The organism is Phenylobacterium sp., from assembly GCF_041913825.1.
GTDB lineage: Bacteria > Pseudomonadota > Alphaproteobacteria > Caulobacterales > Caulobacteraceae > Phenylobacterium.
In genome coordinates, this window is sequence record NZ_JAYSEO010000005.1 from 25399 (window position 1) to 50472 (window position 25074).

The 25074-nt window shown below is 71.1% G+C and carries 20 protein-coding genes; 11 read left to right on the plus strand and 9 right to left on the minus strand.

The genetic code is table 11. The annotated features are described in order from the left end of the window. The first annotated feature begins 166 nt into the window (after window positions 1-166). The 4 genes from ACE3Q8_RS04950 to ACE3Q8_RS04965 all read left to right on the plus strand — a co-directional run bounded on the left by ACE3Q8_RS04950 (window position 167) and on the right by ACE3Q8_RS04965 (window position 4738). Window positions 167-1210, plus strand: a complete 1044-nt coding sequence (locus ACE3Q8_RS04950) for an aspartate-semialdehyde dehydrogenase (RefSeq protein WP_374469137.1) — start codon at window positions 167-169, stop codon at window positions 1208-1210. A 131-nt stretch (window positions 1211-1341) separates the two neighbouring features. After that, window positions 1342-3252 carry a BCCT family transporter gene (locus ACE3Q8_RS04955; protein WP_374469138.1) on the plus strand — a complete coding sequence of 637 codons (1911 nt, stop codon included), beginning with the start codon at window positions 1342-1344 and terminating at the stop codon, window positions 3250-3252. Window positions 3253-3339: 87 nt separating this feature from the next. Beyond that, window positions 3340-4233, plus strand: coding sequence for an MBL fold metallo-hydrolase (locus tag ACE3Q8_RS04960; protein WP_374469139.1), 894 nt, complete (start codon window positions 3340-3342; stop codon window positions 4231-4233). 133 nt (window positions 4234-4366) lie between these two features. After that, the gene (locus ACE3Q8_RS04965; protein ID WP_374469140.1) at window positions 4367-4738 is read left to right on the plus strand and encodes a glycine zipper 2TM domain-containing protein; all 372 of its coding nucleotides are present in this window, start codon (window positions 4367-4369) and stop codon (window positions 4736-4738) included. Window positions 4739-4813: 75 nt separating this feature from the next. Here ACE3Q8_RS04965 and ACE3Q8_RS04970 read toward each other — a convergent pair whose 3' ends face one another. Further along, window positions 4814-5752: a hypothetical protein gene (locus ACE3Q8_RS04970; RefSeq protein ID WP_374469141.1), complete on the minus strand. Its 939-nt coding sequence runs from the start codon at window positions 5750-5752 to the stop codon at window positions 4814-4816. A gap of 117 nt (window positions 5753-5869) precedes the next feature. Between ACE3Q8_RS04970 and ACE3Q8_RS04975 the strand changes: the two genes are divergently transcribed. Next, window positions 5870-6718, plus strand: a complete 849-nt coding sequence (locus ACE3Q8_RS04975; protein WP_374469142.1) for a hypothetical protein — start codon at window positions 5870-5872, stop codon at window positions 6716-6718. Window positions 6719-6862: 144 nt separating this feature from the next. Then, window positions 6863-7255 carry a GIY-YIG nuclease family protein gene (locus ACE3Q8_RS04980; RefSeq protein WP_374469143.1) on the plus strand — a complete coding sequence of 131 codons (393 nt, stop codon included), beginning with the start codon at window positions 6863-6865 and terminating at the stop codon, window positions 7253-7255. A gap of 127 nt (window positions 7256-7382) precedes the next feature. On the opposite strand, the gene ACE3Q8_RS04985 is transcribed toward ACE3Q8_RS04980, so the two are convergent. Continuing rightward, entirely contained in the window at window positions 7383-7673 is a 291-nt protein-coding gene (locus ACE3Q8_RS04985; RefSeq protein WP_374469144.1) for a DUF1330 domain-containing protein, read from the minus strand. Between the two features lie 148 nt (window positions 7674-7821). Here ACE3Q8_RS04985 and ACE3Q8_RS04990 point away from each other — a divergent pair, with 148 nt between their 5' ends. Together ACE3Q8_RS04990 and ACE3Q8_RS04995 are read left to right on the plus strand one after the other, a co-directional pair. Continuing rightward, window positions 7822-8865: a hypothetical protein gene (locus ACE3Q8_RS04990; RefSeq protein ID WP_374469145.1), complete on the plus strand. Its 1044-nt coding sequence runs from the start codon at window positions 7822-7824 to the stop codon at window positions 8863-8865. Then, window positions 8862-9731, plus strand: coding sequence for a GIY-YIG nuclease family protein (locus ACE3Q8_RS04995; RefSeq protein ID WP_374469146.1), 870 nt, complete (start codon window positions 8862-8864; stop codon window positions 9729-9731). The genes ACE3Q8_RS04990 and ACE3Q8_RS04995 overlap by 4 nt, the downstream gene beginning before the upstream one ends. A gap of 58 nt (window positions 9732-9789) precedes the next feature. Here the strand turns inward: ACE3Q8_RS04995 and ACE3Q8_RS05000 are convergent, their stop codons facing one another. Then, window positions 9790-10815, minus strand: a complete 1026-nt coding sequence (locus ACE3Q8_RS05000) for a ribonucleotide-diphosphate reductase subunit beta (protein ID WP_374469325.1) — start codon at window positions 10813-10815, stop codon at window positions 9790-9792. A gap of 161 nt (window positions 10816-10976) precedes the next feature. On the opposite strand from ACE3Q8_RS05000, the gene ACE3Q8_RS05005 reads away from it, so the two are divergent. Further along, window positions 10977-11630, plus strand: coding sequence for a glutathione S-transferase family protein (locus tag ACE3Q8_RS05005; protein ID WP_374469147.1), 654 nt, complete (start codon window positions 10977-10979; stop codon window positions 11628-11630). Here ACE3Q8_RS05005 and ACE3Q8_RS05010 read toward each other — a convergent pair whose 3' ends face one another. The 3 genes from ACE3Q8_RS05010 to ACE3Q8_RS05020 form a co-directional block, all read right to left on the minus strand. Then, window positions 11631-12428 carry a lipid A-modifier LpxR family protein gene (locus ACE3Q8_RS05010; RefSeq protein ID WP_374469148.1) on the minus strand — a complete coding sequence of 266 codons (798 nt, stop codon included), beginning with the start codon at window positions 12426-12428 and terminating at the stop codon, window positions 11631-11633. A 201-nt stretch (window positions 12429-12629) separates the two neighbouring features. Next, entirely contained in the window at window positions 12630-14489 is a 1860-nt protein-coding gene (locus ACE3Q8_RS05015) for a ribonucleoside-diphosphate reductase subunit alpha (RefSeq protein ID WP_374469149.1), read from the minus strand. Window positions 14490-14743: 254 nt separating this feature from the next. Next, on the minus strand, window positions 14744-16525 hold the full coding sequence (locus ACE3Q8_RS05020; RefSeq protein ID WP_374469150.1) for an SLC13 family permease: 1782 nt from the start codon (window positions 16523-16525) through the stop codon (window positions 14744-14746). 158 nt (window positions 16526-16683) lie between these two features. Between ACE3Q8_RS05020 and ACE3Q8_RS05025 the strand changes: the two genes are divergently transcribed. Beyond that, window positions 16684-17754: an acyltransferase family protein gene (locus ACE3Q8_RS05025; RefSeq protein ID WP_374469151.1), complete on the plus strand. Its 1071-nt coding sequence runs from the start codon at window positions 16684-16686 to the stop codon at window positions 17752-17754. Between the two features lie 3 nt (window positions 17755-17757). Here the strand turns inward: ACE3Q8_RS05025 and putA are convergent, their stop codons facing one another. Continuing rightward, window positions 17758-20814 (minus strand): bifunctional proline dehydrogenase/L-glutamate gamma-semialdehyde dehydrogenase PutA, encoded by a 3057-nt coding sequence (putA, locus tag ACE3Q8_RS05030; RefSeq protein WP_374469326.1) that lies wholly within the window; start codon window positions 20812-20814, stop codon window positions 17758-17760. A gap of 135 nt (window positions 20815-20949) precedes the next feature. On the opposite strand from putA, the gene ACE3Q8_RS05035 reads away from it, so the two are divergent. Continuing rightward, entirely contained in the window at window positions 20950-21420 is a 471-nt protein-coding gene (locus tag ACE3Q8_RS05035; RefSeq protein WP_374469152.1) for a winged helix-turn-helix transcriptional regulator, read from the plus strand. 108 nt (window positions 21421-21528) lie between these two features. Here the strand turns inward: ACE3Q8_RS05035 and ACE3Q8_RS05040 are convergent, their stop codons facing one another. Continuing rightward, window positions 21529-22716 carry an OmpA family protein gene (locus ACE3Q8_RS05040; RefSeq protein ID WP_374469153.1) on the minus strand — a complete coding sequence of 396 codons (1188 nt, stop codon included), beginning with the start codon at window positions 22714-22716 and terminating at the stop codon, window positions 21529-21531. A 536-nt stretch (window positions 22717-23252) separates the two neighbouring features. Next, the gene (locus tag ACE3Q8_RS05045; protein ID WP_374469154.1) at window positions 23253-25034 is read right to left on the minus strand and encodes a cation:proton antiporter; all 1782 of its coding nucleotides are present in this window, start codon (window positions 25032-25034) and stop codon (window positions 23253-23255) included. Window positions 25035-25074: the final 40 nt, after the last annotated feature.

Consider the following 25074-nt stretch of genomic DNA (forward strand, 5'->3'; position numbering starts at 1 on the left):
AAAGCGATTACCCGCAAAACGACCCGCACCAGCGGGGCGTGGACGGGTGCGCGCGCGGTCTGACGCCGAGCATCCGACCCAAGCCCCGCGGAACGCGCGGGGCGGCCATCCCAACCAGACACCGGCCTCACCCCCGCGCCTTCCCCAAAGAAGGACACGTGAGACCATGCCGCCCCATCCGCTTGCTTCCCGCCCCCTGAACGTCGGCGTCGTCGGCGCCACCGGCCTCGTCGGCGGCCTGATGCGCGACCTGCTGGCCGAACGCGACTTCCCCGTCGCCGCGCTCCGCCTGTTCGCCTCGGCCCGCTCGGCCGGCCAGGCCCTGCCCTGGCGCGGCGGGACCATCGCCGTGGAGGACGCCTCCGGCGCCGACTACGCCGGCCTGGACATGGTCTTCTTCTCGGCCGGTGGGGTGACCTCCCGCGAACTCGCCCCGCGCGTGGCGGCGGCCGGCGCGGTCGTCATCGACAACTCCTCGGCCTGGCGCGGCGACCCGGACGTCCCGCTGGTGGTGGCCGAGGTCAATCCGCACGCGCTCGCCCGCATCCCGAAGGGCATCGTCGCCAACCCCAACTGCACCACCATGGCCGCCATGCCGGTGCTGAAGCCGCTGCACGAGGCCGCCGGGCTGAAGCGCCTGGTCGTCAGCACCTACCAGGCGGCCTCCGGCGCGGGGGTGGCGGGCATCCAGGAGCTGGCCGCCGGCCTCGCCGCCCTCGGCGACGCGGCCGCCGACCTCGCCCGCGACGGCGCGGCGATCGCCCTGCCGGCCCGGAAGTGGGCCGTTCCCCTGGCCGCCAACGTCGTGCCGCTGAACTATCGCCTCGTGGAGGACGGCTACACCGACGAGGAGCTCAAGCTCCGCGACGAGACCCGCAAGATCCTCGAGATCCCGGGCCTGCCGGTCTCCGGCACCTGCGTGCGCGTGCCGGTGTTCACGGGCCACTCGCTCTCCATCAACGCCGAGTTCGAGCGGCCGATCACCCCGGCCGAGGCCCAGGCCCTGCTCGGCGCAGCCCCCGGCGTGGTGCTGGCCGACGTCCCGAACCCGCTCGCCGCCACCGGCCAGGACCCGGTGTTCGTCGGCCGCATCCGCCCCGACCCCACCGTCGCCCACGGCCTCGCCCTGTTCGTCAGCGGCGACAATCTGCGCAAGGGCGCGGCCCTGAACGCCGTGCAGATCGCCGAGCGGCTGGCGGCCGGCGGATGAGCCCGGAACCGGCCGCCCCGCCGTTCGTAAAGCACAGGCGGCGCTGAACGGCGCCGGTTCGCGTGCGGTCCGTCCGGCCGGGTGGTCCGCACGCGCCGCGGAGCCGTCGCGGCGCGCATCCCGGAGGCGCAATGCCCAGGACCAGCATGAACCCGCGCGTCTTCTGGGGCGCGAGCATGATCGTGGCGCTGCTGCTGGCGGTGGCGGTCCTCGCCCCCGGCGCGTCGGACGCGGCGTTCCAGCGCGCCCAGGCGTGGGTGATCGACACCTTCGGCTGGTTCTACGTGGTGGCGGTGGCCGGCTTCCTGTTCGTAGTGCTCGCCCTGGCGCTGGGGCCCGGCGGCCGGCTGAAGCTCGGCCCGGAGGACGCCGAGCCGGACTTCCCCTACCCCTCGTGGCTGGCCATGCTGTTCGCGGCCGGCATGGGCATCGGCCTGATGTACTTCGCGGTCGCCGAGCCCATCCAGCACTACGCCGCGCCGCCGGAAGCCGAGCCCCGCACCTTCGCCGCCGCCCGCGAGGCCATGGTCATCACCTTCGTGCATTGGGGCGTCCACGCCTGGGCGGTGTACGCCATCGTCGGCCTCAGCCTGGCGTTCTTCGCCCACCGCAAGGGACTGCCGCTGACGCTCCGCTCCGGCCTCTATCCTCTGCTCGGGGAACGGATCCGCGGACCGGTCGGCGACGCCGTGGACATCTTCGCCATCTGGGGGACGCTCTTCGGGATCGCCACCTCGCTGGGTCTCGGCGTGGCGCAGATCAACAGCGGACTGGCCTACCTGCTCGGCGCGCCGACCAACGCGGCGGTGCAGGTCGGCCTGATCGTGGCGGTCATGGGCGCGGCCACCGTCTCGGTGCTCACCGGCCTGGACCGCGGGGTCCGGCGCCTCTCGGAGCTGAACCTGGTCCTGGCCCTCGCCCTGATGGCGTTCGTCTTCGTGGTCGGGCCAACCGGCTTCCTGATCAAGGCGGCCGTGCAGAACTTCGGCCTCTACCTCGATCACTTCTTCATCCGCACCTTCAACCTCTACGCCTACGAGCCGCGCGGCTGGATGGCCAACTGGACGCTGTTCTACTGGGCCTGGTGGATCGCCTGGTCGCCGTTCGTGGGCATGTTCATCGCGCGCATCTCCCGCGGACGCACGGTCCGCGAGTTCGTGGTCGGCGTCCTCCTGGTCCCGACGGGGGTGACCTTCCTGTGGATGACCGTTTTCGGCAACACGGCCATCGCCCTCGACATGGGGTCGGCGGCCGGCGAGATCTCGCGCGCGGTCACGGCCGACCTGTCCACCGCCATCTTCCGGTTCTTCGAGCACCTGCCGGGGGCGGCGATCACCTCCACCCTGGCCGTCCTGCTGGTGGCGGTGTTCTTCGTCACCTCCGCCGACTCCGGCTCGCTCGTGATCGACACCATCGCATCCGGCGGGGCCGACGAGACCCCGCGCTGGCAGCGGGTCTACTGGTGCGCGCTGGAGGGCGCTGCCGCGGCCCTGCTGCTGCTCGCCGGCGGGCTTGGCGCGCTCCAGGCAGCGACCCTGGTGGCCGCCCTGCCCTTCGCGGTGATCATCATCCTGCTGGCCGCCGGGCTCCTGCGGCAGGTGGCGGCGGACGTGGCCGGCGTGCCAGTGAGCCAGCACGCGGCGCCCCTGCGCGAGCGGATCAAGCAGATCTTCGCCCCGCCCCGCCGGGCCGACATCCTTCGCCAATTGACCGAGGAGGGCGCACCGGCCCTGCAGGATGTCGCAGAGGCGCTCAGCGCCGAGGGCCTCTATGCGCCGCGGCTCACCACCGACGAGAGCGAGGCCAGCCTCTCGGTGGACACCGGCCAAGGCCAGCCCTTCCGCTACGTCCTGCGCCCGGAGGCCCGCGCCCTGCCGGCGTTCAGCCACCTCGAGGCCCCGGAGGGCCGCCGCAGCCGGGAATGGCGGCTCCTGGCGCGCATCGGCCCGGACCGGCGGCGGCGCGACCTCACCGGCATGGTGCGCGACCAGATCGTCTCGGACGTGCTGGACGAGCTCGCCCTCTGGCGTCGCGCTGGCTAGAGGACCGGCTGAGCGCCGCGGCGGCGGCGCTGGCCAGGGCCGCGTCGCCGGCCTATCTCCGGGCAGGCTTCACCGGAGAGACCGCCGATGACCTTCCTCAGGACCGCTGCGCGCCTCGCGGCGCTGCTCGCCCTCGCCGCCATCCCGGCCGCCGCCGCGGAGGAGCCGGGCGCCGCCACCCGCTTCCGGATCGGAAGGCTCGAGGCCACCGCCCTGCTCGACGGGACGATGAGCGTGCCCAATGACGGCAAGACCTTCGGCCTCGGCCGGCCGCCCTCCGAGGTGGCGGCGGTGCTGCGGGCCAACGGCCTGTCCACGGAGCGGCTGGACCTCAGCATCCAGCCGCTGCTGGTCCGCGCCGGCCCGCGCATCCTGCTGTTCGACACGGGGGCCGGCGACGCCACCTTCATCAAGGCCGGCAGGCTCCCGGCGTCGCTGAAGGCGGCGGGGGTGGAGCCCGGGCAGGTGACGGACATCTTCGTGTCCCACGGGCACTTCGACCACGTGGGCGGCCTGCTGGCCAAGGGCGGCGGGCTCGCCTTCCCCAACGCCGCCATCCACATGGCCGCCCCCGAATGGGCCGCCCTGCAGGCCAACCGCAGCCAGGCCGCGCTCGTGGCGGCGATCGCGCCGAAGCTCGCCGCCTTCGCCCCGGGCGCCGTGATCCTGCCGGGCCTCGTCACGGCCGTGCCGGTGAACGGTCATACCCCCGGCCACAGCGCCTACGAGATCGGCACGGGCAAGGACCGCCTGCTCTACATCGGCGACAGCGCCCATCACGAGGTGATCTCGGTGCAGCGGCCGGACTGGACCATCGACTACGACACCGACGCCCCGCGCGCCGAGGCCAGCCGCCGCGCCCTGCTGCAGCGCGCCGCCGCCGAGGGCCTGAGGCTCTACAGCCCCCACTTCCCCTACCCGGGCGTGGGCCACGTGGAGGCCCGCGGCGACGCCTTCCTCTGGGTCCCGCAGGCGCCCTGAGGCCGGCCTCCGCACCTGTCGCCCAGATGAACGACGGGCTCCGATTGGGTTCAGGCCCGCGCCGTTAGGGTCTCCTCCAAGGTCGCCGCTCCCGGGAAACCCGGGACCGGCGCAAAGGCAAAGGAGACGAGCCATGAACAAGACCATCACCAAGGCCGCGATCGCGCTGACGGCGGCGGGCGCGCTCGCCCTCCCGGCCACCCAGGCCGCCGCGGGCACGTCCAAGACCGAAAGCGCCCTGCTGGGCGCCCTGATCGGCGGCGTCGCCGGGGCGGCGGTCGGCAACGGCAAGGGCGAGACCGTGGCCATCGGCGCCGCGGCCGGCGCGGCCCTGGGCTACGCCGTCGACAAGAGCAACGACGACAACAAGCGCTACCGCAATGGCTACAGCTATCGCCGGGCCCAGCCCTACTACGCCCCGCGCTACCGGACCGACGGCCGCTACTACGGCCGCACCGACAGCCGCTACGGCTACGGCTACGACCGCTACGGCTACCGCCGCTAAGGCCTGATCCGCAGGCCGCCTCCTCCCCCTCTCCCCCCGCGCCTGCGCGGCGGGGAGAGGCCGGGAGGCCCCCACCTAGTCGCAGACCCTCGCCTCGTCCGCCCACTTGCGGCCGAGGCCGCGCGCCAGCCGACCCTGGCGGGCCATCGCCCGCTTCACCTCCGGCTGCATCTCCGCGACGTTCTGCGACGTCACGGCCATGGCGGCCTCGCAGAGGCGGTCGATCAGCATCTCGTCCCGCATCCGGCAGGCGAGCGCGAGGCTGCCGGCGAAGTCCGGCCGCGTGGCCACCCAGTTGTAGAGCGTCCGCAACGACGGACGGTCGCGCCGGCCCGCCGCGGCCCAGCCCCGCGCCAGGCTGCGCAGCGACCCGCCCTCGAGCAGGGCGTCCACGATGTCGGGCTTCAGGGCGTCCACCTGCGCCTTCTTCCGCGCGGCCTTGCCGAAACGCATGCAGACCTTCAGCTCCGCGTCGAACTCCGGCTGCTCACGCCGCCAGCGCTCCAGGACCGCGAGGCAGGGGAACGCCTTGTCGGACCGCAGGATGTCGCGCAGCTTCCCGCCGCGCCCCGAGCGGATCAGGATCTTGTCCGCCGCCGCCTGGCCGAAAGCGCGCACGGGCTTGCGGGCCACGCCCTCGCGCCGCCGGCTCCAGATCGAACGCAGCTCGGAATCGAAGAACAGGTCCTGGCCGCGCCAGTGCTTGATCGTCTCGCGGCTCGGCATCCCCGGCGTCTTCTGCAGGATCAGGTGCAGCTTCTCGCCCGCAGCAACCCGCCGCAGGATCTCCCGGACCTTAGCGGCGTCCACGACCACCAGCCGGCGCGCCTCCGCCAGCGCCCGCGCGGCCCGCACCTCTTCGGCGAACACCGGGTCAGCCCGCGCCCAGCCGTGCACCAGCACGGTGGACGGCATCTCCGCCTCCGCACAGATCGCCGCCAGCGTCTCCCCGCCCTTCAGCCGCTCGACGATCGCGAGCTTCACATGCGCCTTGAAGGGAAACCGGTAGGTCATGGCCGCGACCCTGCCACGGCCATGCGTCAGAGGCGGTCGCAACGGCGCCGCCCCTCCGCTCGTCCCGAGGCGGCGAGCGCTTGACACCTCGGCCTGCGCCGCGCTCGCATCGCCGTCGTGGACACCGCCGCCAGACCCGCCGCCCGGCGCCGCCCGCCCTGGCTGAAGCCCCTCGGCTTCGCCGCGGTGATCTTGCTCCACCTCGCCGCCCTGCTGCTCGTCGGCTTCCTGGCGCTCCTGACCAATCCGCTCACCGACCAGCGCCTGCCCTGGGCTCCGTTCTTCCATTTCTGGCCCTTGCTGGCGCTCGTCAGCCTCGTGGCTCTCGCGTGGCAGCATCGCGAGCGCGGCGTCTGGCTCCTGGCGCTGGCGGTCGGGCTCGCGCCCTTCGCCGCCACCCTGGCGATCGGACTGGGGCTCGCTCGGGACGGTCGCCAACCGCAGCGCAGCGGCCCTGATCCCGCCCGCCTTGACTGGCGCTTCGTCCGTGGGGATCCGGCCTCGATCGAGATCTTCAACGGCGATGGCCGCTGGAGCCTGAGTTGCGCCAGCGGGGCCGACCTGGTCCTCACCGGCCCCATCTCGCCGCACCGGGCCGAGCCCGTCGTTCTGGTCCTGGCCGAGGCCCGCATCCCCATGGATCGCCGGGTCGAGGAGGGTCCCCTCGCCTACGCCGCCCGCAGTCTCGACGGCGAGATCCTGGCCGCCCTCGCCCGCCCCGTCCCGTCGCGCATCCTCCTGGACGGCGCCAGCATCGACCTCCGCCCCCTGCCCGCCGCCGTCGCTGCGCCCTTCGCCCAGGCCTGCGCCGCCGCCCGCCGCCAATGGATCGTCGACGGCGGCTGGTGCGCCCACGCCCAACGCCTCACCGCCGACCTCCCGCCGGCGTCGCCCGAACGCGACCGCCTCGCCGGCGAATGGCGCCGCCGGGGCTGCCAGCCGCTACCTGGCAGCGGCCGCCCATGACGCGTGGAGGCGCGGCCGCCTTCCGGCGGCTCAGGCGCGAATGGGTCCCGGTGTTTCGCGTGCCGCGAAAACCGGGATGACAGAGGTGGAGAGCGACGGGAAGAGAAGCTTGACGGCCACGGCGGCCGGGTATCGCCTGCCCGAATGACCTACTGGGTCTACATGCTCGCCAGCCGCCGGCACGGCGCGCTGTATGTCGGCGTCACCAACAGCCTCGGCCGCCGTGTCGCCGAGCACCGCGAGAAGGCCGTGCCCGGCTTCACCCGGCGCTATGCCGTGGACCGGCTGGTCTGGTCCCGCGCCTTCCAGGAGGTCGCCGAAGCTATCCGCTTCGAGAAGCGGCTGAAGCGCTGGCGCCGCGAGTGGAAGGTCCGCCTCATCGAGGCGGACAACCCGCACTGGCACGACCTCGGCCACGCTCTCCTCGACGAAGGCCCCCTGCACCCTGACATCGCCGCCGCGCTCGCCGCGCCCCCGTCACCTCCCACCCCTCCTGTCATCCCGGTTTCGGCGCCAGCCGAAGACCGGGACCCATGATCTCCGCGCGCGCCCCTGTGACCCGCCGAGCCGCCGCGCCTTCCGGCGGCTCAGGCGCGAAGGGGTCCCGGTCTTTCGCGCGCCGCGAAAACCGGGATGACAGAGGTGGAGAGCGACCGCTCAGTCTTCACTCGCAGCCGTCCACCAGCACCAGCCGGCTGGTCGTCGTCGCATGCCGGATGGCGAACAGCGGCTGCGCCTCGGGGTCCGCCAGGAAGGCCTGGGCCCCCTGACGGGACGGGAATTCGAGCACCACGAGCCGCTCCGGCGCCCAGTCGCCCTCCATCACCGTCGGCTCGGCGCCGCGCACGACGTAGCGCCCGCCATGCTTCTCGATGAACGCCGGGATCGCCCTGACGTACGGCAGGAACCCCGCCCGGTCGTGCACCGTGAAGTCGAGCACCAGATAGGCCGTCATGGCGGCGTCTCCTGCGTCGCTGCAGCCTACACCTCCCCCGCGCAGCGGCGGGAGAGGTGCAAGTCTCTCCCGCCGCTCCGTACCCGTCCTTGACTTGGCACGGTCGGCGGGCTCGCATCGCCGCCGGAGATCAGCCTGCGGAGGATCGATGCGGCGCAACTACGAGCAATGGCTGCGTCGGCAGGGCTACGGCGAGAACACGATCATCTCGCAGCTCCATCGCAGCGGCCGGGTCGAGGAGCACTATGGCGACCTCGACGGCCACTACGAGCGCGACCGTTGCCGCAGCCTCATCGAGGCGCTGACCTACTCCACGGAAGACGAACGCCGGGGGCGCCCGAACCCCACGAAGATCCCCTTCGTCGGGAACATCCGGAACAACCTGGCGTCCTATAAGAGCTCGGTTCTCTGGTATCGCCGGTACCGCGATGGTGACGGCGACGCGGCGGTCGATCCGACACCTGCCGCGGCTGACGAGGAGCCGCAGGCGTCCCGACCTCTGCCCCCGCGCCCGGCGCCCCGCCGTCCCGGGCTGCTGGAGCCGCGCACCGGCCCCCGCACCCTGGTGGACTTCCAGCTCGACGGCCGCGCGGCCCTGGAGGCGATCATCGCGGCCTCCCAGTACAGGACCATCGCCCAGGCGGTGGCCTCTCTGACGCTCTTCTCGCATCCGCTTACCGTGCGCCAGACGGACGGCCGAGCGCTGTTCCCGTCGATCCGCAACCCGCGTCGCGTCGGCCAGATCGACGTGCACGAGAGCCGGCGCGTCCTGCTCGACGACAACCGCAGCCCTACCTCGGCCTTCCTGTGGGCCAACGGGCTTTCGCGGCGGGGCCCCGACACCCAGTTCAACCACGTCTATGCGGCCAGCCTCGACGTCGACGCTTACACGGCGCTGCCGAACCTCTGCATGACGCCCGCGTTCATCGCCAAGCTCACAGACACGAGCGAAGAGGTTCGCCGCCTGCTCCGCTATCGCAGCTACCAGCTCTACCAGTGGGTTCCGGCCGGACACGAGCCGCCCGGGCGGCCTGACGAATACGAGGCTCTCGAATGGGCCGCCCCGCTGCCGGCCGTGGACGACGTGAAGGCCACCGTCCTCGCCGCCATGGCCCGCAAGCCGAAGGATCGGACCGTGTTGGCGGCCAAGGAGCTGGGCTGGCTGTTCGAGCCCACCGCGGTCGTTGCATGATCGACCTGAACACGGTCCTGGTCGCGAACGGGATCGATCCGGGATCGACGCTGGTGGCGCGCCATCGGCCTCAGGAGCCCGCTCTGAGGCGGGTCTTCACCTGGATCGCCGCGGAGCGGCCGGACCTGCTGCGCGCCTACCAGCAGACCCACTGGGTGCGCATGGAATCGGCGATGACCCGGGCGCGCACGGTGGTCTCCTGCATTGGGCACGCCCCCAAGCAGGCGCTGTTCACTGGCGTCTACGCTATCGAGAGCTTTCGGCGGATCACCCACGCCGAGTTCTGGGCGATCCCCGAGAACCAGGAGCTTCGGACCTATGGCATGCAGGGCCTCGCGCCCGGCGCCCCCGAGCCGCTGCTCTTCGATCTGCGGCTTACCGATCGGCTCGCCCACTGGAGCGGCCGCCTCGTCCTCACCTGGCCGGGACTGGAGCGCTCCTGGTTCCGCTGGGCGGCCCGCAACACGATCCCGGTGGCCGCGATCAGCGAGGAGAGCCAGCTCGTCCGCGCGATGCCCGCGTGGGACGAACTGGTGCTGAGCTGGGCGGACCTGCGGCTCCTGCCGGCAAGCTGGCGCGCGGCGCTCGCCCAGTGGCGCGGCGTCTACTTCATCTTCGACGTGCGTCGGCAGCTCGGCTACGTCGGGTCGGCCTACGGCGCGGAGAACCTGCTGGGCCGCTGGTCGAACTACGCCGCCACCGGACACGGCGGCAACGTCCGCCTTCGCCAATCGGATCCCGCCGACCTCCGCTTCAGCATCCTTCAGCGCACCTCGCCCGACATGGCAGCCGAGGAGGTGATTCTGCTCGAAACACGCTGGAAGGATCGCCTTCACACCCGGGAGTTCGGGCTGAACGAGAACTGAGGCGGCGCCGGCCCAGAAAGGCCAGCATTCGCCGGTCGGGTTCGACGCGAGGGGCCCCCTACTCCCCCGCGACCAGCTCCCCGTCCTTGCGCTTCGCCATCATGGCGTCGAAGCTCGCCCAGACGCCTTCGTTGCCGTGCCATTGGCCGCGGGTGGCGGCCTTGGAGTATTCGGTGGAGCGGGCCTCGAAGAAGTTGGCGTGCTCGACGCCCGAGAGCAGGGACTGCAGCCAGGGCAGCGGGTTCTCGTTGCCGACCTGGTAGACCTCGGGCAGACCGAGCTGGCGCAGGCGCCAGTCGGCGATGAAGCGGATGTACTTCTTGATGTCGTCCGGGGTCATGCCCTGGACCTCGCCGGCCTCGAAGGCCAGGTCGATGAACTTGTCTTCCAGGCCCACCACCGTCTTGCAGCAGTCGACGATGTCGTCGGCGACGCTCTTGGTGACCGCGCCGGTCTCCTTGTTGAAGGCGTGGTAGAGCTTGATGATGCCTTCGCAGTGCAGGCTCTCGTCGCGCACGGACCAGCTCACGATCTGACCCATGCCCTTCATCTTGTTGTGGCGCGGGAAGTTCATCAGCATGGCGAACGATGCGAAGAGCTGCAGCCCCTCGGTGAAGCCCCCGAACATGGCCAGGGTCCGGCAGATGTCGGCGTCGGTGTCGACCCCGAACTGCTGCATGTAGTCGTGCTTGTCGCGCATCGCCTGGTAGTCGAGGAAGGCGGTGAACTCGCTGTCCGGCATGCCGATCGTCTCGAGCAGCAGGGCGTAGGCGGCGATGTGGATGGTCTCCATGTTGGAGAACGCACTCAGCATCATCTTCACCTCGGTGGGTTTGAAGACGCGGCTGTATCGCTCCATGTAGTTGTCGTTCACCTCGACGTCCGACTGGGTGAAGAATCGGAAGATCTGGGTGAGCAGGTTGCGCTCGCGGTCGTTGAGCTTGGAGGCCCAGTCCTTCAGGTCCTCGCCGAGCGGCACCTCTTCCGGCATCCAGTGGACCTGCTGCTGCTTCTTCCAGAAGTCGTAGGCCCAGGGATAGCGGAACGGCTTGTAGGCGTAGGACGGCGTGAGCAGGCCCGGCAGCGGGCGGGTCGCGGACGTGGCGGTCGACTGGGTCACTGGCGGCTTCCCCTACGCACAGATCGTGAGCTTGATAGGGCGACAGGGTGGCGCCGATTTGGGACAACATCTAGCGCCAAGTTGGCGCAGCCGCCCAAGATGTTGTGAAGAACCTGGGGACGAACATGGCTGACGGATATGTGCTCTACGGCGCCCCCGGCTGGGGTTCGACCGTCGTCGAGGCGGCGCTGACGCTGATGGGCCAGGCCTACCAGCGGGTCGACCTGAAGGAAGGGGTCTTCGCCCACGAGGATCCGCGGCTGGTAAAGCTGAACCCGCTGGCGCAGGTGCCCGCCCTGGTCCTGCCGTCCGGCGAGCTGATGACCGAGAGCGCGGCGATCCTCCTGTGGCTCACCGAGCAGCACCCGGAGGCGGGGCTGGCGCCGGCGCCCGGCGACCCGGCGCGGGCCCAGTTCCTGCGCTGGATGGCCTACATCCCGGCCCAGATCTATTCCATGTACTGGGTGCGCGACATTCCCTCCCGGCTGGCCGAGGGGCCGGCGGCGGAAGAGGTGATCAAGGCCCGCACCGCCGGGCGGATCGCCGACTGCTGGCGGATGATGGACGGCCAGGTGAGCCCGCAGACCTATCTGCTGGGCGATCGGCTGGGCGTCCTCGACCTCTATGTGACGGTGGTGTCCCGCTGGACGCCGCGGCGCCGCCGGTTCTACGCGGTCGCGCCGAAGATGGCCGAGGTGGTGAGGCGCGTGGACGCCGACCCGCGGCTCGCCGGCCTCTGGGCCGAGCGGTTCCCGTTCGAGGACGGGTGGGAGGGGTAGCTACTGCCCCGGACGGATGGCGAAGGTGAAGGCCGCGACGGTGTCGTCCTGGGTCTTCTGGCCGAAGATCATGTTCTCGCCGCGCACCTCGCGGTGGACGACCCCGAACGAGGTCTGCACCGCGCCCTTGCGCCAGCCGACGCCCACCTGGGCGTCGCCGACGAGCTGGGAGGTCGGGTCGGTGGTCCAGCCGGCGCGGTCCCAGTCGCCCTCGTTGCGCAGCATGTTGAGGCCGACGGCGCGGCCGCTGGCGGCGGCGAACAGGTACCAGCGCCCCTGGTCGCCAAAGCGCGAGCCGTCGCCGACCCCCATGTCCTTGAGCTGTTCGACGGCGCGTTCCTCGCGCGACTTGGGCGCCGACAGGCGGACCTCGGCGCCGGCCTCGGCCGAGCCGCCGCGGTTGCCCACGCCGACGCCGGCGTGCGGCGAGACGTCGAGGTCGAACTTGCCGGCCTCGAAGCTGACGGCGGCGGGCCAGGTGCGGATCAGGCTGACGTCGTAGTCGCGGGCCTCGAACCGCGCGCGGGCCGGGTCCGTCGGCAGGCCGCCCGGTCCGTCGACGACGCCGGCGACGCTGACCCGCAGCGAATCCACCGGCCCCTTGCTGCGGCTGGAGATCTGCACCTCGCCGCTGCTGAACCGGGTGGGGTGGCCGGCGACCACCGCCTCGCGCTCGGCGAAGGCGGCCTGGTTCAGCGCCCTGGCCGAGGAGTGGGGAGCCGACGGGTGCGCCTGCGCGGCCGCAGACCCTGCGCCGCCCATGGAAAGCACGATGGCTGCGAAAGCCAGTCGCCGCATCCTGTTATCTCCCAGCCCACGTCGTGACGCGTGGTTCAGCCCTAGTGTTCCACGAACAAGCTAAGCCGCAAACGGCGAACTTGTTCCGGACACCAGACGCTCGCCCTGAAATCCGCGGCTGGCAAGGGAATAACGCACAAAAAAGAGGCCGCGGTCGCCCGCGGCCTCCTCGTATTGCTCAAGCTAACCTTAACGCCTCAACTATTGGCAGGCGAGGCATTCCTCGTAGTCGGTCTTGCCCTCGGTGGTCATCTCGACCACGGCCAGGCCCTCGCCGCCCGCGTGCGCCGCCCGCTGCACCGATTTCGACCGCAGGTAATACAGCGACTTGCACCCCCGCTCCCAAGCAGACCAATGCAACATGTGCAGATCCCACTTGTCGATATCTCCGGGCAGGAAGAGATTTACTGACTGCGACTGACAAATGTCAGGAGTCCGATCCGCCGCCAACTCAACGACCCAGCGCTGGTCGATCTCGAAGGCGGTCTTGTAGACGTCCTTCTCGTCCTGCGTGAGGAAGTCGAGGTGCTGGACCGAACCCTCGTTCTCGAGGATCGAGTCCCAAACCGCGGCAGTGTTCTGGCCCTTTTCGTCGAGCAGGCGCTCCAGGTAGGGGTTCTTCACCGCGAACGAGCCCGACAGGGTCTTGTGGGTGTAGATGTTGGCCGGGATCGGCTCGATGCCGGCGCTCGTGCCGCCGCAGATGATCGAGATCGACGCCGTAGGCGCGATCGCGATCTTGTGGCTGAAGCGCTCCATGACGCCGCGGTCGGCAGCGTCCGGGCAGGGCCCACGCTCGGCGGCGAGCTTGCGCGAGGCGGCGTCGCAGCCGCGGCGCAGCGTCTTGAACAGGCGCATGTTCCAGCTCTTGGCGAGCGCGCTCTCGAACGGGACGTTCTGCGCCTGCAGGAAGGAGTGGAAGCCCATCAGGCCCAGGCCCACCGACCGCTCGCGGCGGGCGGCGTAGACGGCGTTGGCCATGGCCGGCGGCGCGCGGGTGATGAAGTCCTCGAGCACGTTGTCGAGGAAGCGCATCACGTCCTCGATGAAGGTCGGGTGGTCGCGCCACTCCAGGAACTTCTCGGCGTTGACCGACGACAGACAGCAGACGGCGGTCCGCTCCTCGCCCAGGTGGTCCTTGCCGGTGTGGAGCATGATCTCCGAGCACAGGTTGGACTGGCGCACCGACAGACCGAGCTCGCGCTGGTGCTGCGGCATGGCGCGGTTCACGGTGTCGGAGAAGATCAGGTACGGCTCGCCGGTCTGCAGCCGGATCTCGAGGATCTTCTGCCACAGCGAGCGAGCGTCCACCTCGCGAATGACCTCGCCGGTCTTGGGCGAGCGGAGGCCGAACATGGCGCCGTCACGGACGGCTTCCATGAACTCGTCGGTGATCGACAGGCCGTGGTGGAGGTTCAGGCTCTTGCGGTTGAAGTCGCCCGACGGCTTTCGGATCTCCAGGAACTCCTCGATCTCCGGGTGATGGATGTCGAGGTAGACCGCCGCGGAGCCGCGGCGCAGCGAGCCCTGCGAGATGGCGAGCGTGAGGGAGTCCATCACCCGGATGAACGGGATGATGCCGCTGGTCTGGCCGGCGCCCTTCACCTTCTCGCCGATGGAGCGGACGCCGCCCCAGTAGGTGCCGATGCCGCCGCCGTTGGAGGCCAGGGCCACATTCTCGTTCCAGACGCTGACGATGCCGTCGAGGTTGTCCGGCACGGCGTTCAGGAAGCAGGAGATCGGCAGGCCGCGGTTGGCGCCGCCGTTCGACAGCACCGGCGTGGCCGGCATGAACCACAGGTTGGAGATGTAGTCGTAGATCCGCTGGGCGTGGTCGGCGTCGTCGGCGAACGCGGTCGCCACCCGGGCGAACATGTCCTGGTACGACTCGCCCGGCAGGAGATAGCGGTCTTCCAGGGTGGTCTTGCCGAAGTCGGTCAACAGCGCGTCGCGCGCGCGATCCACCTCGACCTTGCGGACGAGCTGGAGCTGCGGACGCTCGGCGCGGCCTTCCGCGCGGCCGGCCTGTTCGACGATCCCAACTTTCGCCGCTTCACTCATCGTCCTCGACCCGTCCCCTCAACGAACCCGGCGCTCCCCGCCGCGGTTCCGGTGCTGCCCCTACATGTTGTGTGCCTCAGCACTCCAACAGCCCACATATGGGGACACAGTGGCTAAGGAGTCGTCAATGAGGCGGACCGTCCGCCCCCAGGCTTTTTTCGTAAACCAGAGGTTAACAGGCTAACCGCCCCTTGTCGGATCAAGCGTTTGAGGCGGCGGGCGCCGAGCCGTTCACACGACTGTGATCCGCTTGCTCAGCCCTGCAGCGGCCAGACCATCGAGATGAGCAGGGTTCCGGCAACCAGGACGAGCAGGCTCAGGGGGGCGCCCAACCTGGGGTAATCGGCGAACTTGTAGCCGCCGGGCGCCATGACGAGCGTGTTGCACTGGTGGCCGATGGGCGTCAGGAAGTCGCACGCCGCGCCGAGCGCCACCGCCATCAGGAACGGGTCGGGCCTCAGGCCGAGGAGCTGGGCGAGGGCCGCACCGATGGGGGCGGCGATCAGCACGGTGGCGGCGTTGTTCAGGAACGGCGTGGCCGCCATGGCCACCAGCATCATCGTGCCGAGCGCCAGGATCGGTGGCTGGCCGCGGAAGGCCTCCGCCAGGCCGCTGGCGATCAGCTCCGCCCCTCCCGTGGCGCGGATCGCGTCGGAGACGGGAATCAGGGCGGCGATCAGCACCAGGACCGGCCCGTCGAGCGCCGAATAGGCCTCGCGCATGCGGATGGCGCCGATCAGCACCATGGCCACGGCGGCGGCGAAGAAGGCGATGGCCACCGGGGCCACCCGGAAGGCGACCAGCACCATGGCGGCCAGCAGGATCAGAGCCGGGGCGACGCGGTGGCGGATCCCGCCCAGCCGGACCTCGCGCTCGGCCAGCGGCAGCAGGCCCAGGGTCTTGAGCGCGCCCGGCAGGGTCCGCTCGCCGCCCTGCAACACGATGATGTCGCCCTGACGCAGGCGCACGGTGCGCAGCTCGCGGGTGGTGCGGTAGCCGGCCCGGCTGACCGCCAGCAGGTTCACCCCGTGCTGACCGTAGAGGTCCTCCTGCTGCGCCGTGCGGCCGACCAGCAGGGAATCGGCGCCGATGACGCACTCCACGACCCGCACCTCTTCGGTAGGCTCCTCCATGGCGACGGGGCGGTCGGAACGGGTGAGCTTCAGCTTGGCGCGCTGAATCAGGTCGTCCAGCGCCTGCTGCTCGCCTTCCAGTAGCAGCACGTCGCCGGGCTGAACCCGGGTGTTGGGATGCGGCGCCGAGCGGCGCTTTCCGCCACGCAGCAGGGCCATGACGGTGACGTCGCCCTGCGCCAGGGTCTGCAGGTGGCGCACGGTGCGCTTGTCGACCGCCCAGTCCTCGGGGACCTCCACCTCGGTGAAATAGGGAGCGGCGTCGAGCGCCGCGTCGAGCGTCTCGGCCGTCACCCGCGAGCGGGGCAGCAGCCGGTAGGCGAAAGAAAGGAACACGAGGCCGATGGCCGTGATCCCCAGCCCGACGGGGGCGTAGTCGTACATGCCGAACGGCTCGCCCAGGATCTGCTGGCGCACCTCCGAGACCAGGATATTGGGCGAGGTGCCCACCAGGGTGACTGTGCCGCCGATCAGCGAGCCGAACGCCATGGGCATCAGCAGGCAGGAGGGCGCGGTGTTGGTCCGCTTCGCCACCTGCAGGGCGATGGGCATCATGATCGCCAGCGCGCCGACGTTCTTGGTCACCATCGACAGCAGGGTGACCGCGGCGGTGAACAGCGGCACCTGGGTCCGGGCGCTGGTGAGGTAGGGCAGCACCGGCCGCAGCACCGTCTCCACGATGCCGGAGCGCGCGAAGGCGGCGCTGACGACCAGCGCGCAGGCAATGATGACGGTGACGTCGTTGGAGAAGCCGGAGAACGCGTCCTCGGCGGGGACAACGCCGATCGCCACCCCCAGCACGAGCGCGGTCAGCGCGATCACGTCATAGCGCCACCGCCCCCAGATGAAGCAGACGATGGTGATCCCGATCAGGCCAAAGGCCAGACCTTGCTGAAGCGTCATTCGTGTCCCTCACGCCGGCGCGAGCGCGGCGTCCCGGGCCTAGAACGCGCGAAGGCCCGTTGCGGGGGCGCGCTTAGGGATTGAGCGTTCCGAGGGGCCTCGGGGCGCGCCCGTTCGCCACGGCTTCCACGATCACCATCCCGTGATAGTGAGAGGCCATGGGGGACGCACCGCAACGCACGACCCTGGTGGGGATCCAGTACCTGCGCGCGCTGGCCGCGCTGCTGGTGCTGGTGGCGCATGCGCGCAACCCACGGCCGTGGCTGTTCAATCCGCTGACCGGCTGGGACTTCACCGCAGGCGTGGAGATCTTCTTCGTCATCAGCGGGGTGATCATGTTCGCCGCCGCCCGCGACGACAGCCCGCTGGAGTTCGCCCGCCGCCGGGTTATCCGCGTCGTGCCGCTCTACTGGCTGGCGACGCTGAGCTTCGTGGCGTGGCTGGCCTACCGCGACCTCGACCTGCCGAGCGGCCGTGACCTCGCGCTCTCCCTGCTGATGATCCCGCACGAGAGCGAGAGCTACACGGGCCACATCTGGCCGGTGCTCGTCCCCGGCTGGACCCTGAACTACGAGATGTTCTTCTACGGCGTCTTCGCGCTCGGCCTGGCGGTCCGGCGGGTGGCGGCGTTCTCCATGGGCGCCCTGGTGCTGGCGGTGACGGCGGGCTTCGTCCTCTCCCCCGACCAGGCGGTGCTCAAGACCTACACCAGCCCAATCCTGCTGGCCTTCCTGGCCGGGCTGATCATCGCCTGGGCGCGGGACCGGGTGGCCGGATTCGACCGCGCCTGGCCGCTGGCGCCCCTGGGCGCTGTGGTCCTGGCGGCGCATTTCACGCCCTGGGTGCTGTTGCCGAAGCTCGCCGTGATCGTGGCGAGCGGCGCCCTGGTGGCCGGGGTGATGGCGCTGGAGACCCGCCTGCGCGACCGGCCCGTGCGGCCGGCGCTGGCGCTCGCCGACGCGAGCTACGCCATCTACCTGTTCCACACCCTGGTGCTGGCGGTGGTCTACTGGCGGGGCAAGCCCCTGCCGCTGGACGGCTGGCCGCAGTTCCTGGTGCTGATGGCCCTCGGGATCGGCCTGTCGATCGCCGTGGGCCTGGCCATCCACCGGTGGCTGGAGCGGCCGCTGCTGCGCAAGCTGAACCGCCTAGGCCGGCCCGGCCCGCGGACGGCGTCCAGCTCCCGGGCGCCCGACGGCGGGGCCGCGGCGTCGCAGGCCCGCTCCTAGGCCTCACACGTCCAGGTTCAGCAGCGCCGGGTCGCCCCCCTGGGCGGCGATGTTGACGCTCACCGCCCGCTCCACCGCGTAGCGCAGCAGGGCGTGCGGCCCGCCCGCCTTGGGCCCGGTGCCGGACAGGCCCTCGCCACCGAACGGCTGGACGCCCACCACCGCGCCGATCATCGAGCGGTTCACGTAGATGTTGCCGGCCGGCACGGCCTGCTGCACCGCCTCGGCGAAGGACTCCAGCCGGCTGTGCACGCCCAGCGTCAGGCCGTAGCGGGCGGCCGCCACCGGGCCCGCCGCCTTCGGCAGGTCCGTGGGGTCATAACGGACGACGTGCAGGATCGGCCCGAACACCTCCTTGCCAAGGAAGCTCGCGTCGGGGATCTCCGCCAAGGTGGGGGCGAAGAAGTGCCCGCCGGCCGGAGCGGCGATCCGGTGCAGGACCTTGGCGTCCTTCTGCAGGCGCTGGACGTGCGCCTCGAGCATGTCGCGGGCCTCGGCGTCGATGACCGGGCCGACGTCGGTGCGGGGATCGGCGGGGTCGGCGACCACCAGGGTGTCCATGGCCCCGATCAGCCCCTCGATGAGTTGGTCAGCCGTCTCGTGCGGGAGGAACAGCAGGCGCAGCGCCGAGCAGCGCTGGCCGGCCGAGCCGTAGCCGGAGAGCAGGACGTCATCCAGCACCTGCTCGCGCAGCGCGGTCGTGTCCACGAACATGGCGTTCAGCCCGCCCGTCTCGGCGATGAAGGGCACGATCGGACCCTGGCGCGCGGCGAGCGTCCGGTTGATCGCCCACGCGGTGTCGGTGCCGCCGGTGAAGGCCACACCGTCGCAGCCCTCGTGGCTGACCAGGGCCTGGCCGATCACCGCGCCGTCGCCGGGCAGCAGGTGCAGGAGGTCGGGGTCGAGGCCCGCGCCATGGAACAGCCGCACCGCCTCGCAGGCGATCAGCGGGGTCTGTTCTGCGGGCTTGGCCAGCACTGCGTTGCCGGCGGCCAGCGCCGCGGCGATCTGGCCGGTGAAGATGGCCAGCGGGAAGTTCCACGGGCTGATGCAGGCGAAGACGCCGCGGCCGCGCAGGAACAGGCGGTTGGTCTCGCCCACCGGGCCCTTCAGGGTCTCGCCGTGGGCGAACTGCTTCTCGGCCAGGCTGGCGTAGTAGCGGCAGAAGTCGGCCGCCTCGCGGACCTCGGCGATGCCGTCCTGCAGGGTCTTGCCGGCCTCGCGGGCGCAGATGGCGATCAGCCGGTCGCGGTGCGCCTCCAGCGCGTCCGCCATGGCGCGGAGCACCTTGGCGCGGGCCTCGCCGCCGCGCGCGTCCCAGGCCGGCTGGGCCTTGCGGGCCGCGGCGTAGGCGGCGTCCACGTCGGCCAGGGTGGCGGAGGCGGCGCGGCCAACGGACACGCTCACGTCGGCGGGCGAGACACGGGGCTGGGCGCCGTCGCCGGGCGCCAGCTTGCCGCCGACGATCGGGCCGCCTTCCAGCGGCGGCAGCGCCGCGAGCGCCGCGGCCAGCCGCGCGCGGTCGGCGGCGACGGTGAGGTCGAGGCCCAAGGAGTTGCGGCGCGACGGGCCGTAGAGGTCGACCGGCAGCGGGATGCGCGGGTGCGGCGCGCCGCCCGTCGATTCCACGGCCGAGATCGGATCGGAGACCACCTTCTCCACCGGCGTGCGCTCGTCGAGCAGGGCGTGGACGAAGGATGTGTTGGCGCCGTTCTCCAGCAGGCGGCGGACCAGGTAGGGCAGCAGGTCCTCGTGGCTGCCCACCGGGGCGTAGACGCGCAGCGGGAACGCGCCGTAGCGGTCCTGGGCGGCGGCGTAGAGCGCCTCGCCCATGCCGTGCAGGCGCTGGAACTCGCAGGCGAGGCCGGCCTGGCGCGCCATCAGGCGCACGGCGGCGAGGGTGTGGGCGTTGTGCGTGGCGAACTGGCCGTAGAGGTGCGGGGCGGCCGCCAGCAGGGCGCGGGCGCAAACCAGGTAGGAGACGTCGGTCGCCGCCTTGGTGGTGTAGACGGGATAGCTCGGCAGGCCGGCCACCTGGGCCCGCTTGATCTCGGAGTCCCAGTAGGCGCCCTTCACGAGGCGGACCATGAGCCGGCGGCCGCTTGTCCGGGCGATACCGGCCACGGCGTCGATGACCTTGGGCGTGCGCTTCGCGTAGGCCTGGACGGCGAGGCCGAGGCCCTTCCAGGCGCCGAGCTCCGGCGCGTTGGCCAGCCGCTCGAGGATCTCCAGCGAGATCACCAGCCGGTCCGCCTCTTCCGCGTCGAGGGTGAAGTTGATGTCGGCCTCGGCCGCCAGGGCGGCGAGCCGCAGGACGCGCGGATAGAGGTCGGTCCAGACCCGCTCAGCCTGGCGGGCGTCGTAGCGGGGCGACAGGGCCGAGAGCTTCACCGAGATGCCGTGGCCAGCCTCGGGGCCCTGGCCCCCGGCCTGCTTGCCGACCGTGGCGATGGCCTGGGCGTAGGCCGCCTCGTAGCGGTCGGCGTCGGCGTCGGTGCGGGCGCCTTCGCCCAGCATGTCGAAGGAGCAGACGAAGCCTTCCTGCGCGGCGCGGCGGATCGCCTTGTCGATGGTCGCCCCCAGCACGAACTGCTCGCCCATGATGCGCACCGCGGCGCCCACCGCCCGGCGGATCACCGGCTCGCCCAGGCGTCCGGCCAGGCGCTTGATGAACCCCGGCAGGTCGCGGCGGGCCTGGTCGTCCGGCTCGATGAGCTTGCCGGTGAGCATCAGGCTCCAGGTGGAGGCGTTGACCAGGAAGGAGTCGGACCGGCCGGCGTGGCTGGCCCAGTCGGCCGACGAGATCTTCTCGGCGATCAGACGGTCGCGGGTCTCCTCGTCGGGGGTGCGGAGCAGGGCCTCGGCCAGGCACATCAGCGCCAGGCCCTCGCGGGTGGACAGGCTGAACTCCTGCAGGAAGCTCTCCACCACGCCCTGCCGGTCGGCGGAGCGCCGGGCCGCGCGGACCAGGGCCTCGGCCTCGCCGCGCACCTGGCCGCGCTCTTCGAAGGACAGCGGCGGCGACTCGAGGGCGGCGGCGGTCGCCGCACGCTCGTCCATGAACTTCAGGTCGTCGAGAGAGTCGAACGGCACGGGCAGGCTCCTGCGCAACTTCCTACGGCGTAACGCCAATCTCGCCGCATGTGCTACGTCTCTCGGAGGACTAGCCTGAAGATCTGCGGTGAAGGGGGTGAGATGGCGAACAACGTGCGGCTGGACGACACCGACCGCCGCCTGCTGCGGGCGCTGCAGTCCGACGGTCGCATCAGCAACGCCGAACTGGCCGATCGCTGCAACCTCTCGCCGTCCGCCTGCTCCGAGCGCGTCCGGCGGCTGCGGGAGGCGGGCTACATCACCGGCTTCGCCGCCCTGCTGGATCCCGAGAAGGTGGACCGCGGGGTGCTGATCTTCGTGGAGGTGGTGCTGGATCGCACGACGCCCGAGGTGTTCGACACCTTCGCCGCCGCGGCGCGCCGTTCGCCGGACGTGCTGGAGTGCCACATGGTCGCCGGCGGCTTCGACTACCTGATCAAGTCCCGGGTGAAGGACCTCGCCGCCTGGCGCGCCTTCCTGGAGGAGGTGCTGGTGCGCATCCCTGGCGTGCGCGAGACCCGCACCTACGCCGTGCTGGAAGAGGTGAAGTCCACGACGCAGTTGCCGGTCTGACGATCTTCCTTCCCCGCGCGCAGCGGAAGGAAGGCGCCCAAACGCAAGGAGCCCGGCCTTTCGGCCGGGCTCCCGCTAACGTTCCGACTTTGCCGTCGGGGATCGAGATCAGGGATTGATGTCGATCGTGGAACGACGGTTCAGCGGTTCCTTCACGCCGTCGCCGGTGGCGACCGCAGGCATCGTCTCACCCTTCCAGTCGACGGAGAGCGAGGTCTGGTTGATGCCGGCGGAGACCAGCGCGTCGGCCACGGCCTTCGCACGGCGCTCCGACAGGCGGACGTTGTAGGCCTGCGAGCCGGAGGTGTCGGCGTGGCCGACCACCACGACGCGGGTGGCGTTGCCGCTACGCGCGTAGTTGGCCGCTTCCGTGACCACCGTCTGGGCTTCCGGCGTCAGGATGTACTGATCGAACGGGAAGTAGACGATGAACTGGCGGGCCTCGAACGCCGGAGCCGGCGGCGGCGGCGGCGGGGGAGGCGGCGGCGGGGGCGGCGGCGGCGGCGGGGGCGGCGGCGGCGGCGGCGGCGGGGCGAACGAGTAACGCAGGCCCAGGGTCACCGACTGGTCGCGGTATTCGCCGCTGAACACGCCGGGTTGCAGGTTGGCCGAACCGGTGGACGCGAAGTCCAGGTCCGAGCCGCCCAGGTAGCGGTAGGTCAGGTCGACGTTCAGCCGGTCCGTGGCCCGCCAGGCGAGACCCGCGATGCCTTGCCAGGCGAAGGCGGTGTCGTCGTCGTCGATCGACAGGTTCTGGATGGCCGGGTTGGCCGCCGAGATCACGCCCGGGATGTTCGAGAACTGACCCGTGACGTCCATCTTGACGTGGTTCACGCCGAGGCCGGCGCCGATGAACGGATTGATCGTGGAGCCCGGGGCGAAGTCGTAGATGACATTGCCCATGACCGTCCACGAGGTCACGTCACCGTCCGGCGAGTTGCAGGTCGGGGCGGCGGCGGTGCGCGTCACGCCCGGCGTGCAGAGGCCGACGACAGCCTGGTTGGTGCCGCCGCGGACCGACTCGATGTCGCCGCCGCGGTAGCCGAGCTCGAGCTCGACCCGCCAGTTGTCGTTCAGTTGATAACCGAGCCGGGCGAAGCCGGCCCAGTCATCTTCCTGGTTGAAGTCCCAGTTATAGGGGATGCCGTTGGCCGCGTTGGCCGACGAGCTCGCCTCAAGGCTTTCCGGCCAGTGGTAGCCGAGGTCGACGGCGCCGTACCAGCCGACTTGCGCAGCGGCCCCGGTCGCGGTGAACACCGCAGCCAGAGCGGCCCCTGCCAGGAGTTTCAACTTCATAATCAGAGCCCTCTCGTTGCCCTATGTGCTGCGGCCAATTGACCCAGCATCGTTATATCAAGGCCGGTTGGTTGCGTAAGTGTCGCCGGAGCCACACTCAGACCGCAATTTCCCCAGCCGCGCGAACCTAAGCCAGGACGCTATACGACGATACCCTCCGCGATCAACGGCGGGCGGAGGCGATATGCCTCCGAAGGACGGCGCGACGGAAGGCCTGGCGAGCTCCCGTACGCCGAAATCTGCGATCTGGACCTCACACCTGCTTGGCGGACGTCGCCTTGCGCTGCATCAAGACGGCGCGAAGTCCTGACAAAGTCTTGTAAATATTCCGAAACGTCGCAGGCCGACCCACCGCGCACGCGAGCGGCGGCGCGCTCGGCGCATCCTCGGCTCACGGAACAGTTCGTCGACATCCCCGACCCACTTCGGCGGCGCGCACCCCTGCGGCGCCGACCCCTCAACGCCCACTGTCGTGCTTGGTTCCCCAGCCGGCACAGCGGAGCTTCGATTCCTTTCCGCCGTTTTTCCGGCGCCGATCAGGCGGTGTCGGCCTTTCGCCTCGCGCGGGTGCGTCCGCCGAGCGCGTCGGGGCGGTTCAGCTCGGCCCGGAACGCATCGCGCCGCTCATGAATCGAGGCGATGACGAGGCCCATCGGCACGCCGATCTCCACCAGCAGGGCTTCGGAGAGCTGCAGGCTGGCCTCCACCGTCTCCGGCACGGCGTCGGTGGCGCCCAGCTCGTAGAGCCGCTTGGCGTGACGGGCGTCGCGGGCGCGGGCGACGATCGTCAGGTCAGGGCGCAGGGCGCGCGCGGTGGCGACGATGGCCTCGGCGCCTTCCGGATTATCCATGGTGACGACCAGGGCGGGCGCCTCGCCCAGGCCGCAGCGCTGGAGAAACTCGGGGCGCGCGGCGTCGCCGAAGAAGATGGTCTCTCCCGCCCGGCGCGCCTGCTCGACGATGCGGGCGTCGGCCTCGGCCGCGACCCAGGGAATGCCGTGGCTGCGCAGCATCTCGCCCACCAGCCGGCCGACCCGGCCGTAGCCGGCGATCAGCACCCGCGGCTCGGCGCTGCGTTCGCCCTCGGCCTCGGCGGGCGACTCGGAGGGTGCGATCTGCCGCCCGCCAACCCGCAGTCCGAGGCCGGCCAGCAGCGGCACGGCGAACATCGACAGCGTGACCGCCACCAGCACGCTCTCGCCCAGGGTGCGCGGGACGATGCCCTGGCCCATCGCCTGACCCAGGATGACGAAGGCGAACTCGCCGCCGGCCGCCAGCAGCAGGGCCGTCTCGGCCGCCCGCCGGGTCCCGAGGCCGAACAGGCGGGCAAGACCGAACACCACGAGGCCGTTGATCAGGATCAGGCCGACGGCGGCGCCCAGGATCGGAAGCGGGCGGGCGGCGAGCAGCGGTAGGTTCAGCCCGATCCCCACCGACAGGAAGAACAGCCCAAGGAGCAGGCCCTTGAAGGGCTCGATCACCACCTCGACCTCGTGGCGGTACTCGGTCTCGGCGAGCAGCAGGCCGGCGATGAACGCGCCGAGCGCCATGGAGAGGCCGGTCACCGCGCTCACCAGCCCCGCGCCGATCACCACCAGCAGGCAGGCGGCGACGAACAGCTCCTCGCTCTTGGCCTTGGCGACCGAGCGCAGCATGGGCCGCAGGAGCAGCCGCCCGACCACCAGCAGGATCAGGATGCCGAGGGCCGCGGTGGCGAACGACAGCAGCAGCCCCCCGGCCCCGGCCGCCTCCGGTCGGCGGCTGAACAGGGCGAGCGTGACCAGGATCGGGGCCACGGCCAAGTCCTGGAACAGCAGGACCGAGAAGGTGGTCCGGCCGGCCAGCGCATGCTGCCGCTTCTGCTCGGTGAGGATCGGCATGACGATGGCGGTGGAGGAGAGCGCCAGGGCCGCGCCGACGGCCAGGGCCGCGTCGGGTGTGGCGCCGGTCAGCACGGTCACGCCGGCGATCGCCGACATGCAGAGGGCCACCTGCAGGGCGCCCAGGCCGAAGACGTAGCGGCGCATCAGCCGCAGGCGCTCCCACGACAGCTCGAGGCCGATCATGAACAGCAGGAAGACGACCCCGAACTCGGCGAGCTGGGCCACCTCGTCGGGGTTGTCGATGGTCAGATTCGAGAGCCAGGCGACCTCGTCCGAGAGGCGGCCAAGGCCGTACGGCCCGAGCAGCACGCCCGCGCCCAGGAAGCCGAGGATCGGGCTGATGCGCCAGCGGCGGAACAGCGGCACCACGATGCCCGCGGTCGCCAGGAACAGGACGACGTCCTTGTAGGCGGCGGGCTCGACGTGGCTCTCCATTCCCTCTCCCTTGTGCGCCGGCGACTATGGCGTACGCCGC

Bases quoted from the DNA above. Each gene is read 5' to 3' on its own strand.
- ACE3Q8_RS04950 (WP_374469137.1), top strand. From the start codon at position 167: ATGCCGCCCCATCCGCTTGCTTCCCGCCCCCTGAACGTCGGCGTCGTC.
- ACE3Q8_RS04955 (WP_374469138.1), top strand. From the start codon at position 1,342: ATGCCCAGGACCAGCATGAACCCGCGCGTCTTCTGGGGCGCGAGCATG.
- ACE3Q8_RS04960 (WP_374469139.1), top strand. From the start codon at position 3,340: ATGACCTTCCTCAGGACCGCTGCGCGCCTCGCGGCGCTGCTCGCCCTC.
- ACE3Q8_RS04965 (WP_374469140.1), top strand. From the start codon at position 4,367: ATGAACAAGACCATCACCAAGGCCGCGATCGCGCTGACGGCGGCGGGC.
- ACE3Q8_RS04970 (WP_374469141.1), bottom strand. From the start codon at position 5,752: ATGACCTACCGGTTTCCCTTCAAGGCGCATGTGAAGCTCGCGATCGTC.
- ACE3Q8_RS04980 (WP_374469143.1), top strand. From the start codon at position 6,863: ATGACCTACTGGGTCTACATGCTCGCCAGCCGCCGGCACGGCGCGCTG.
- ACE3Q8_RS04985 (WP_374469144.1), bottom strand. From the start codon at position 7,673: ATGACGGCCTATCTGGTGCTCGACTTCACGGTGCACGACCGGGCGGGG.
- ACE3Q8_RS04990 (WP_374469145.1), top strand. From the start codon at position 7,822: ATGCGGCGCAACTACGAGCAATGGCTGCGTCGGCAGGGCTACGGCGAG.
- ACE3Q8_RS04995 (WP_374469146.1), top strand. From the start codon at position 8,862: ATGATCGACCTGAACACGGTCCTGGTCGCGAACGGGATCGATCCGGGA.
- ACE3Q8_RS05005 (WP_374469147.1), top strand. From the start codon at position 10,977: ATGGCTGACGGATATGTGCTCTACGGCGCCCCCGGCTGGGGTTCGACC.
- ACE3Q8_RS05010 (WP_374469148.1), bottom strand. From the start codon at position 12,428: ATGCGGCGACTGGCTTTCGCAGCCATCGTGCTTTCCATGGGCGGCGCA.
- ACE3Q8_RS05015 (WP_374469149.1), bottom strand. From the start codon at position 14,489: ATGAGTGAAGCGGCGAAAGTTGGGATCGTCGAACAGGCCGGCCGCGCG.
- ACE3Q8_RS05020 (WP_374469150.1), bottom strand. From the start codon at position 16,525: ATGACGCTTCAGCAAGGTCTGGCCTTTGGCCTGATCGGGATCACCATC.
- ACE3Q8_RS05025 (WP_374469151.1), top strand. From the start codon at position 16,684: ATGGGGGACGCACCGCAACGCACGACCCTGGTGGGGATCCAGTACCTG.
- putA (WP_374469326.1), bottom strand. From the start codon at position 20,814: ATGGACGAGCGTGCGGCGACCGCCGCCGCCCTCGAGTCGCCGCCGCTG.
- ACE3Q8_RS05035 (WP_374469152.1), top strand. From the start codon at position 20,950: ATGGCGAACAACGTGCGGCTGGACGACACCGACCGCCGCCTGCTGCGG.
- ACE3Q8_RS05040 (WP_374469153.1), bottom strand. From the start codon at position 22,716: ATGAAGTTGAAACTCCTGGCAGGGGCCGCTCTGGCTGCGGTGTTCACC.
- ACE3Q8_RS05045 (WP_374469154.1), bottom strand. From the start codon at position 25,034: ATGGAGAGCCACGTCGAGCCCGCCGCCTACAAGGACGTCGTCCTGTTC.